Source organism: Pseudomonas sp. 37 R 15, from assembly GCF_900004865.1.
Classification (GTDB): domain Bacteria; phylum Pseudomonadota; class Gammaproteobacteria; order Pseudomonadales; family Pseudomonadaceae; genus Aquipseudomonas; species Aquipseudomonas fluorescens_AM.
Window position 1 is genome coordinate 45,384 of the sequence record NZ_CVTV01000055.1, and the last position, 10,263, is coordinate 55,646.

At 64.2% G+C, this 10,263-nt stretch carries 9 protein-coding genes; all 9 read right to left on the bottom strand.

From position 1 onward, the window contains the following. Nucleotides 1-214: 214 nt before the first annotated feature. The gene (locus BFQ04_RS20715) at nucleotides 215-454 is read right to left on the bottom strand and encodes a DUF6124 family protein (RefSeq protein ID WP_065952364.1); all 240 of its coding nucleotides are present in this window, start codon (nucleotides 452-454) and stop codon (nucleotides 215-217) included. 421 nt (nucleotides 455-875) lie between these two features. Next, nucleotides 876-2,516, bottom strand: a complete 1,641-nt coding sequence (locus BFQ04_RS20720) for a BatD family protein (RefSeq protein ID WP_065952365.1) — start codon at nucleotides 2,514-2,516, stop codon at nucleotides 876-878. Next, the gene (locus BFQ04_RS20725) at nucleotides 2,513-4,252 is read right to left on the bottom strand and encodes a tetratricopeptide repeat protein (RefSeq protein ID WP_065952366.1); all 1,740 of its coding nucleotides are present in this window, start codon (nucleotides 4,250-4,252) and stop codon (nucleotides 2,513-2,515) included. The genes BFQ04_RS20720 and BFQ04_RS20725 overlap by 4 nt, the downstream gene beginning before the upstream one ends. Continuing rightward, nucleotides 4,249-5,337, bottom strand: a complete 1,089-nt coding sequence (locus BFQ04_RS20730) for a vWA domain-containing protein (RefSeq protein WP_065952367.1) — start codon at nucleotides 5,335-5,337, stop codon at nucleotides 4,249-4,251. Before BFQ04_RS20730 ends, BFQ04_RS20725 begins: the two co-directional genes overlap by 4 nt. Then, on the bottom strand, nucleotides 5,330-5,824 hold the full coding sequence (locus BFQ04_RS20735) for a DUF4381 domain-containing protein (RefSeq protein ID WP_065952368.1): 495 nt from the start codon (nucleotides 5,822-5,824) through the stop codon (nucleotides 5,330-5,332). Before BFQ04_RS20735 ends, BFQ04_RS20730 begins: the two co-directional genes overlap by 8 nt. Then, nucleotides 5,821-6,753, bottom strand: coding sequence for a DUF58 domain-containing protein (locus tag BFQ04_RS20740; protein WP_065952369.1), 933 nt, complete (start codon nucleotides 6,751-6,753; stop codon nucleotides 5,821-5,823). Before BFQ04_RS20740 ends, BFQ04_RS20735 begins: the two co-directional genes overlap by 4 nt. Before the next feature lie 5 nt (nucleotides 6,754-6,758). Beyond that, nucleotides 6,759-7,718 carry an AAA family ATPase gene (locus BFQ04_RS20745; protein ID WP_046068397.1) on the bottom strand — a complete coding sequence of 320 codons (960 nt, stop codon included), beginning with the start codon at nucleotides 7,716-7,718 and terminating at the stop codon, nucleotides 6,759-6,761. A gap of 131 nt (nucleotides 7,719-7,849) precedes the next feature. Continuing rightward, nucleotides 7,850-9,703, bottom strand: coding sequence for a S8 family peptidase (locus BFQ04_RS20750; protein WP_065952370.1), 1,854 nt, complete (start codon nucleotides 9,701-9,703; stop codon nucleotides 7,850-7,852). 126 nt (nucleotides 9,704-9,829) lie between these two features. Beyond that, on the bottom strand, nucleotides 9,830-10,183 hold the full coding sequence (locus BFQ04_RS20755) for a hypothetical protein (RefSeq protein ID WP_065952371.1): 354 nt from the start codon (nucleotides 10,181-10,183) through the stop codon (nucleotides 9,830-9,832). Nucleotides 10,184-10,263: the final 80 nt, after the last annotated feature.

Consider the following 10,263-nt stretch of genomic DNA (forward strand, 5'->3'; position numbering starts at 1 on the left):
TGCGGCTAACCCGGCGTCCTGCCGGGTTACCCACGAATTCAAGCCTGCGTTCGGCCAGCGTGGTTTAACGGGGCGCCTGAGATCAAGATCAAAAACGCGGCGGCCTTAGAGCCGACCGGTATTTTGTGTCGATCCCGGTCCAAATGTGGGAGGGGGCAAGCCCCCTCCCACATTTGGATCTCCAGTGTTTTGGAGGATTTTATACGCTGCAGATTTACGTGGCTGGGCAGGCCTCATCCAGCACTTTGTCCACCAGCAGTTGCACGCCTTCAAGCATTCGGCAGATGCCCAGCGCTACATTGCGGTGGGCTCCGTCGATTTCGAAAGCGAGGTGGGTGGCGATGTCGGTGATGGAGGCCAGGTCCTGGGAGGCGTTGACCAGCAAGGTTTCCGTGCCGAGGTCGGGGCGTACGGTAAAGAGTTGTTCTGGAGGGTTGGGGCTGTCTTTGATCATGGTGAGATTCCGTTGACAAGTGGAGCTGCCAGCGTTCGCGGTCAAACGAAGAGGGTGGCAGCTGTACGCGGGTTGACCGACCGGTTGTCAACGAACCCGGCATACCCGAAGGTATCCCGCGCACAACTGCCGCGACACGATACCTCAGGCACAAAAAAAACGCCTGGGATAGGTGCAGGGCGTAGCCGTTCGTTAACAAGGTCGGACGGTCAAATCCGGTCGCTGAATGGGCAGCGACGGCGAGGAGGTTAGCCAGCGGAGTTCCGAGCGACAACCTGAAACGGTTGTGGGATATATCTGAGTGGGCGCCATCCTGTGGGAGGGGGCTTGCTCCCGATGGCGGTGTGTCAGCGACAACAGAGCTGGCTGACACACCGCATCGGGGGCAAGCCCCCTCCCACATTGGCATCTCACATGTCGTTTACTTGGGATAGAGCGGCGGCAGGCTGGTGGTGTCCAGCGCCGGGTCCTGCTCGCGCTCGGCCACGGGGATGGCTTTGATCGCCCGCCACAGGTCTTCGCCCAGCCAATACTGGCCGCTCTCGCTGTACAGCGCGCCATTGAGCCCGTCCAGCGCATCCGATAACGGCACGAAGCGCGCCGCCATGTCGGCCAGGGTTTCCGGTTGCTGGCGCGCCCAGGCATCGAGGGCCTGGCGGGTGGCCTGGGGGTCGTTGGCCTGGGTGGCGCGCTTGAGGTCGTCGAGCAGGGTGCGCGGGCTGGGGCCGGTTTGCGCGGCGCGTTGCACGGCGGGCTGGCGGCGGGCGCGCCACCACAGGCCGAAACCCAGCAAGGTGGTGCAGGCCAGCAGCACGGTGCTCAGTTGCCACAGCCACAGGCGTTCGTCATCCGGCGCGGTGATGACGGTGGGCATGGCGGGGGTGTCCACCACCAGGCTCGGGTTGATCGCCACTTGCAGGGTACGGGCCGGCAGGGTGGTGCGTTCAAGGTGGTCTTCGTGGGTGTTCCACCACACCACCTCCACGGCGGGCAGTTCCAGCGCACCGGCACGGGTGGGCACCAGGGCTTCGCGGTCTTCACGGCTGCCGATCAGGCCGCGGTCGCGGGTCTCGTTGCCCAGTACCGGTTGATCCGGGTAGCGCCGCAGGCCGTTGACCTCGGTGCTGGGCAACGCCGGCAGTTGCGCGCTGGACAGGCCTTCGACCTTGAGCGTGAGGCTGCGCGTCAGCGAGTCACCGACCTGCACATGCTCGGGCACCGGGTTCCAGGCTTCGTCCAGGCTCAGGCTGCGCGCCGGCAGCCACGGCGCGTCGGCGGGGTAGAACTCGGGCTTGGGCTTGACCGTCAGCGCAAGGGGCGCGGAGCTGGCGTGGATCAGCTTGCCCGGCTTGGTGCCCTGTAAAGTGTTCTCCTGCGGCGGGCGCGACTCCACCAACGTGGCGCTGAACGTCTGCGCCGCAATCGCCAACGGCCCGCTGCGCTGCGGGTAAATCGCGTAGCGGGTTTCGATCACGCCATGGCGAATGCTGTTGATGACTTTTTCATAGGTGCGCGACTCGCCCAGTTGCTCCACGCGTGCATCGGGGATTTGCAGGGGCGTGAGGCTGCTGTCGTCATACAGCGACACCGAGTGATACACGCGGACTGTCAACAGGGCCTGGGCCTGCACGTAGACGCTGGTCTGGTCGAGGCTGGCTTCGACAAACACCGGCGCCAGCTCGGCGCTGGTGTTCTGGCTGGCGGTTTCCACCACCTGCAGGGTGATCGGCTGGGTCTTGAGCTCGCCCACCTGCAGCGGCGGGATCACCACCGTGCCGTTTTCCCTGGGCAGCAGGGTGATGATCCAGCGCGTGGTCGCGTGGTTATCGCCGCCCAGGGTGGTGAGCTGGTTGATCTGGCGCGTGCCGCTGACTTCGAACTGCGCATCCAGGGGCGACAGGTCGGGTTTGCCGAACTGGGTTACGTCGCTGGATTCCACCGTCAGTTCCACCGTTTCCCCGGAATTGAGGCGACTGCGGTCGACGCTGGCGACCAGGTTCGCCGCCTGGGCGTGGCCTGCCGACAAGGCGAGCAGGAGCAGAAGGGTGGTGCGGCGGCTCATCGAGTCTTGTCCTGATGCTGTTGCTGTTCGTACCAGAATTTGCGCCGCAGCAGCTCACCGGGGTTGTCCGGGATCTGCTGCAGCCATTGCTCCAGCGCCTGGCGGTGTTCGCCGTCAAGGCTGGCATCGGTTGGGCGCAGCGGCGGCGTGGTGGTGTGCTCGTCGCCCAGTTCGCTGCCTGGCACTTCGTTACTGCCGGTGGGCGGCGCGGTAGCCGTGTCGGTAGCGCCATTGCCGGTCTGGCCCTGGCCTTGAGTGGATTGCTCGCCACCCTTGGCAGTTTGCCCGTCGGCGCCCGGTTGCGCAGTTTGGCCGGGTTGGGTGGTTTCGTCATCCTGGTTTTTTTCGGGTTGATCGGGCTCGGGCTGCGCTTGTTGCTGCAGCAGGCTTTCCACCAGCGCCTTGTTTTGCAAGGCCGGTTGCAGATCGGGCTGGGCCTCCAGCGCCTGTTCGTAGGCGTCGACTGCGGCTTCCAGCGCACCGGATCTGGCCAGGGCGTTACCCCGATTGTAGTGGGCGTAGGCATTGTCGGCGCTGGCAAAACGCTTGATGGCCTCGGCATAGTTACCCGCTTCGTACAGGGCCACGCCTTGCCATTGCGGGTCCTGGAAGCGTTCGGCGGCCTCGGCGGGGCGTTTTTGCTTCAGCAGGGACTGGCCCTGCTGGTCGGGGCGCAGCCACAGGTCCTCGAATTGGAAGGCGTAGCTGGGCTGCGGTGCGGCCATCAATAGCAGCGGCAGGCAAAACAGCCAGCCGCGCCGTCCCGCGCAGGCGGCCAACAGCAGCAGCGGCAGGAGCAGCCAGTAACCCTGGTCGGCCCAGGTGTCCAGGCGCAGCAGTTGGCCGTCGTCGCGCAGGGTTTGGGGTGGGTCGAGTACGCCCAGTTGCCGCAGGTCTTTGTCGTCCAGGCGCGCCGCTCGGTAGCGCCCGCCCATTTCGCTGGCGAACGCCTTGAGGGTCGGGCTGTCCAGACGCGGGATCAGAATCGCGCCCTGTTCGTCCTTGAGAAATTCGCCGCTTTCCTGGGTGACCGGCGTGCCTTCACGGCTGCCGATGCCGAGGATCGACAGGCTCGGCGCCTGGTTACCTTGCAGCAGCAGCCGAATCCCCTGGCGCTCCTGCTTGGACAGCGACGAGCCGATCAGCAGCAGGCGCCCCTGGCCGAGGCCGCCGTGCTTGAGCAGGGCCAGGGCTTTGTCCACGGCGAGGTCGGCGCGGTGGCCAGGCTCGGGCATGATCGAGGGGCGCAACGCTTCAAGCAGGTTACGGCTGGTGGCCAGGTCATCGGACAGCGGCACCAGGGTGTGGGCGCTGCCGGCATACACGACGATGGCGGTTTGTGCATCCGTGCGCGCTTGCAACAGGTCGTACAGCTTGCGCCGCGCCTGCTCGAGTCGATTGGGCGGGCTGTCGGTGGCGAGCATTTCGGGGGTGAGTTCCAGCAGTACGACCAACGGGTCGGAAGGCTTCTGACTCAGTTGTTCAACCCGTTGCCAACTGGGGCCCAGCAGCGCCAGCACTGCCAGCAGCCAGGCGATGCCCAGCACGACCCAGGGGGATTTGCTTTCGCGACCGTTGCCGCCACTGAGCAGCACGGCGTGGAAGGCCGGCGGCAGGATGATCTGCCAGCGGCCCGCGCGTTTTTGCCGGTGCCACAGTTGCCACAGCAACCCGCCGAGCAGCGGCAGCAGCAACAGCCACCAGGGGCGCAGCCAGTGCGGCCACAAGGCGATCATCGACGCCTCCGCAAGCGCAGGCGCTTGAGGCGCTGGCGCCATTCTGGGCTCTGTGGCAGGAACATGCCCTTGCTCGACAGTTTGTCGTACAGACGCTGCAAGGCGTTGTTCGGCCAGCGCTCCTGCACCACCAGCAACAGGCTCAGCAGCAAGGCCAGGGCCAAAGGGCCGCTGTACAGCGCGTGAGCAGGGCGGGCCCGGGTGGGTTGCTGTTCGACCGGCTCAAGGGTATCGAGGGTGGCCTTGACCTGTTCCAGCTCCTTGCCATCACGGGCGCGAAAATACTGGCCGCCAGTCGCCTCGGCGATTGCCTTGAGCGCCGGTTCGTCGAGGTCCAGGCTCGGGTTCACGCCAAGAATGCCCAGGGAACCGGTTTGCTCGGGGTCGGCGCCGATGCCGATCGGATAGATCTTCACGCCTTCTTCAGCGGCCAGGCGCGCGGCGGTGAGCGGGTCGATTTGCCCGGCGTTATTGGCGCCGTCGGTCACCAGGATCAGCACGCGGCTTTGCGCCGGGCGCTGACGCAAGCGTTTCAAGGCCAGGCCGATGGCGTCGCCGATCGCAGTGTTCTTGCCGGCAATGCCGATGCGCGCTTCATCCAGCCAGGTGCGCACGGTGCGCCGGTCGAAGGTCAGTGGCGCCTGCAGGTAGGCTTGGCTGCCGAACAGGATCAGGCCCACGCGGTCGCCCTCGCGCGCTTCAAGAAAGTCTCCGAGCAGGTGCTTGACCAGGGCCAGGCGGCTGACGTCCTCGTCCTGCCAGTGCATGTCGGGAAAGTCCATGGAACCGGAGACATCCACGGCGACCAGCAAGTCGCGGCCACTGGCGGCAATCGGCAGCGGCTCGCCGAGCCATTCCGGGCGTGCGGCGGCGGTCAACAGCAGCAGCCACAGCACCACGAAGGGTGCCTGCTGGCGCCAGCCCGGCAGATTGATCCGGGCGCGGCGCCGGGCCAGGCTTTCGAGGTCGGTGAGGTAGCTGACTTTCAAGGCCGGTTCGCCGCTGTCGGCCACCGGCAGGATGAGGCGCATCAGCCACGGCAACGGCAACAGGGCGAAGATCCACGGCCAGGCGAACTCAAACATGTTTGCGAATCCAGGTGTCGACGGCTTGGGTCAGGCCGGCGATGGCTTTGTCGTCGAGTTTGCATTCGGGCTTGTAGGCGCCTTCGACCAGCACCATCCAGCGCGTGAGGCCGGCGGCGGGGCAACGGTTGTCCAGGAACGCCAGCCATTTGCGGCCGTTGAGGGTGTGGCTTTGGCTGTAGGGGTAGTCGTTGCGGCACAGGCGCTTGAGCAAGCCATTGAGTTGTTGCAGCCAGGCACCGGCGGGCGCGCCGTCATAGGGTTTGGGCATCAGCGCAAGCTCGGCCAGGGCCGCGATGCGCAGCGGGTCCAGTGGTTGCTCGGCGCGGGCCACGGGCTGGCGGGCGGGCAGCCAGCGCCGCAGCCGCCAGGCGCCCCAACCGAGCAACGGGATCACCAGCAACAGCAGCCACCAGCCCGGCGCAGGCGGCCAGAAGCCGATGGTCGGCGGGGCGATCAGCGGTTGCAGTTGGTCGAGGCTGCTCATTGTTTTTTGACCGGGCGTTGCGGGTTGAGGTATTCGCGCAGTTGCTCGACCATTTCACTCTGGGTGCTCAATGGCATCAATAAAACCCGTAGCTTCTGCGCGAGCAATTCCCAGCGGGCGATGCGCGCTTCGGCCTGGGCCTTGTAGGCCTTGCGCAAATCGACATTCAGCGTATCCAGTTCCAGTTGCGCGCCTCGTTGCGCAAAGCGCAGCAACCCGGCGGCGGGCAGGGCATGGTCCAGCGGGTCGGAGATGGGCAACAGCAGCAGGTCGCAGTGGCGCGACAGCAGGCTCAGCTGTTGCTCGGCGCCTTCGGTGAGCGCCCGTTCATCACAGATCACAATGCCAAGGCTACCCGGGCGCAGTACTTCGCGGCCCCGGCGCAGGGCCATGCCCAGCGCATCGGCTTCAGGAAGGCTTTCGGTAGTGAGGCTCTGGTTGACCCGCACCAGGCGGTTAAGCAGTTGCAGCAGGCTCTGCTTGCTGCGCCGGGGTTTGATTTCGTAGTGCTCGCTGTCGCCGAACACCAGGCCGCCCACGCGGTCGTTATGCCCCAGCGCCGCCCAGCCGATCAGGCTGGCGGCTTGTGCGGCGAGCACCGACTTGAACATCTGCCCCGAGCCGAAAAACAGCCGACAGCTTTGCTCGACCATGATGAAAATCGGCCGTTCGCGCTCTTCGTGGAACAGTTTGGTGTGGGGCTCCTGGGTGCGCGCCGTCACGCGCCAGTCAATGGTGCGCACGTCGTCCCCGGCCTGATACACGCGCACCTGGTCAAAATCCACACCGCGCCCGCGCAGCTTGGAGTGATGCAGGCCGATCAACGGGCTGCGCTGGCCGGGCGTGGAAAACAATTGCACTTCACGCACGCGATGGCGCATCTCGATCAGCTCACTGAGCGTGACGTGGATACCGGCGCTCGCGTTCATCGACTTCAAGCGACGGCAACGACGTCAAGGATGCGTTGCACCACGCGGTCCTGGTCCACGCCGGCGGCTTCGGCTTCGAACGACAGGATGATGCGGTGGCGCAACACGTCGAACAGCACCGCCTGGATATCCTCGGGGCTGACGAAGTCGCGACCGGCCAGCCAGGCATGGGCCCGCGCGCAGCGGTCCAGGGCGATGGAGCCGCGCGGGCTGGCGCCATAGGCAATCCACTCGGCCATCTCCGCGTCGAACTTGGCCGGGGTACGCGTGGCCATGACCAGTTGCACCAGGTATTCCTCCACCGCATCGGCCATGTACAGGCCGAGGATTTCCTTGCGCGCGGCGAAGATTGCCTGCTGGCTGACGCGGCGCTCGGGCTTGGTTTCGCCGTTGAGCGCTTCGCCACGCGCCTGTTGCAGGATGCGCCGTTCGACGGCGGCATCCGGGAAGCCGATCTTGACGTGCATCAGGAAACGGTCGAGCTGGGCCTCCGGCAGGGGGTAGGTGCCTTCCTGCTCGATGGGGTTCTGCGTGGCCATGACCAGAAACAGCGGCGACAGCTCGTAGGTGCTGCGGCCCACGCTGACCTGGCGCTCGGCCATGGCTTCGAGCAACGCCGACTGGACCTTGGCCGGCGCACGGTTGATTTCGTCCGCCAGCACCAGGTTGTGAAAGATCGGGCCTTGCTGGAACACGAAGCTGCCGGTTTCCGGACGATAGATTTCGGTGCCGGTGATGTCGGCAGGCAACAGGTCGGGGGTGAACTGGATACGATGGAACTGCGCTTCGATGCCTTCAGCCAGCTCTTTGATGGCCTTGGTCTTGGCCAGGCCGGGTGCGCCTTCGACCAGCATATGGCCGTCGGCGAGCAGGGCGATCAGCAGGCGATCGATGAGTTTTTCCTGGCCGAGAATCTGCGTAGAAAGAAAGGTTCGCAGCGCTAGCAGCGCTTCACGATGTTCCATCGATGACGGTTCCTGGAAAGGGAAGGCGGCGGCCAGGAATGCGCCGCCGCCGGGTGCGTTACTTTAATCTATTGGAGGGGGGCACGACTAACGGCGCGGGGTATTTTTTGGAAAATAGCTGAAACAGACCCTCAGGCACCCCCTGGCGGTACTGAGGCGCATGCGACCCCCGTAAACCAGGGCTTGCCATGGTCTGCCGAGTTCAGATCCGGGCGCTGGTTGAAGCTATAGAAGTTCTGTTTGTACACCTTGTCCGCGTATACCACGCGTTCACCGTATGTGACGTAGGTCTTGTGGGGGTCCCAGGTCGCAATGTCGGCGCAGCCGCCACTGTCCGGCGGCGCCTGGATGGTGATGGTGTCAGTGAGTGTCAGGCGATGCAGGCCATCGTAGACTTCAACGGATACGGGCATCGAGGTGTCCTTGTCCACTGTCGGGGCGCGCAGCAACAGCGTTGCCTCGCTGCCGGTCGCCGGGGTGAATCCGGTTGCGCTCCACTGGTAACTCAGAGGTTTTTCCGTGGGCGATTCGGCATAGACATGCACGCTGAAGGTCTCTGCGGACTTCGCTGTTTCGGGGGCCGCCAGGCGTGCGGTTGGAGGCCGATCGGCGTGGTCAGCGAGCATTTTCTTGATGGCGGCGCCCAGATCGGGTTGCACCCCGATGGTCGTGCGGTTGCCATCGGAGGGTGGGTGCCCGGTCGCCACAAGGATATGGCGCAGCTCCTTGGGCGAGATATTGCCCAGCTTCTGCGCCCGTGCCACACCTTGCAATGACGCGACAGCACCGGCAATGATTGGGTTGGCCGATGAGGTGCCGCTGTAGGCATGGGTATAGGCGGTCGTTGGATTGGCCCGGTTCCAGGTGGTGGTGGTGACACTGTCGCCCCAACTGAACAGGTCGACACGGCTGCCATATTGCGAAAAGTAGGATCTCAGGCCGGTATTTGAATTGACCGCCCCGGCAAAAATGCTGCCGGAGTCAAAGATATTGCGGTTGTAACGGCCTCGGAAGTAAGGGTGGTCCAGGTCGATATTGCCATTGGCGGCAGCCAGTACCACATGCACACCCTTTTCTTCGGTCAGATAGGCAATCGTGTCTCTTACCAAGTCATTTGCTTCAAGCGGCATATAACAGTTGCTTGTGCATACGTCGGGCGCAAAGGCGTCGTCCGCATACAGGTAGTGCACGCCCAGTTGCATGACATCGCCGTCTTGGAGTCTCGCTGCCATTTCTGCCAACCGTGCAACGCCCCATTGCAAGTAACCCAACTGCGCATGGGGGACCAGGCCGGTCGTGCCGAACGCGTTTTCCCTGGAAGCGATCACCCCCGCACTGGCGCTATCGTGGGCGCCTACCGGGGCTGGATTGATGGGGTCGTAGAGTTCTGTGTAGGGAGGCGGCAGGTCCACATGCTCGTAGGACCAGTGGTCAAGCTCCGTAGAGATAACCCGCATGCCTTGACCTTTGCCGCCCAGGGTTTGCCAGGCTTGCACAGCGTTGACCCCGCCAATCCTGTAGGGGGCGACCGGACGTTCCCCCTGCAGATAATATTGCCGTCCCGTGTAATCGGGTATGTCCTTATCGTTGTCGAGTGCGACGGGAGAGCCGTTATCGCCCTGCATGCCATCGACGATGGGCTCGAATTCAGCCATTTCAACATGAGGATCCTGTCTGATCCGTGACGCCAGCTGTTGCGCCTGCTCTGGGGTTCTGTCGCGGGTGTCGATGAGGTAATAGCGGTCCAGCCGATGCCGTTGAAGCGCCTGCAGACTTTCCTTCGTGCGCATCTGCGAGGGGGGGATGACGGGTCTCAGGCCGGGGGCCAGTTTCTTGAGGTCGCTTAATGGCCCCGCGCCCGTGGCCGTCTCATCCTGCACGTGAGGCGCGTCACTTTTCATCAAGACGATCAATTGCGTGTAGCCGCCAGTGGCTGCGTTCGTCAGCGCCGGCAACGCTGCAACCAGCAGCAACGCAGCGCTCATACAGTGAGTCTTTGGCTTCATGTAGGCACCAGTGAGTGAGTATCGAAGCTTGAGCTAAGACTCAAAACCGGCGACTGCCTACTGTTAGAACTGACAGTCTTGACCAGCGGTCGGGGGGGCTTGCGGTCAGAGCCGGGTGTAGGTGCCGGTGCCCCTGAGGATGTTCTGCAAGGTTTCTTCCACTTCGGCCATGTCCGCCGCCGTGGTGGCGTGCGTAATCTGCAACTGGTCCTTGCCCCCCAGCGCATCGGCATCGCCCGCGGCGAGTTCGACCAGCAGGGTCGTGGCGCTCAGGGTGACTTTCAGCCCGGCCAGCGTCGACGGCTCATAATCCCAGGTCAACTCCACGTCGTCTTCATCCGGGTAACGGCTCAGCATGAACATCTCGCCGTTCTTGCCGTGGCAGCAGAGCATGGCCATGTTGTCTTCTTCGTCGTCGCACGGGGTGGCCATCAAGGCGTCGGTTTTCAGCTGCAGCATGGGGAATCCTGTGTGGGGGAGGGGCGTTGCACCGGGTGATTGTGCCATTGCGGCGAATTTTATGCTGCGCGATGTGTCAG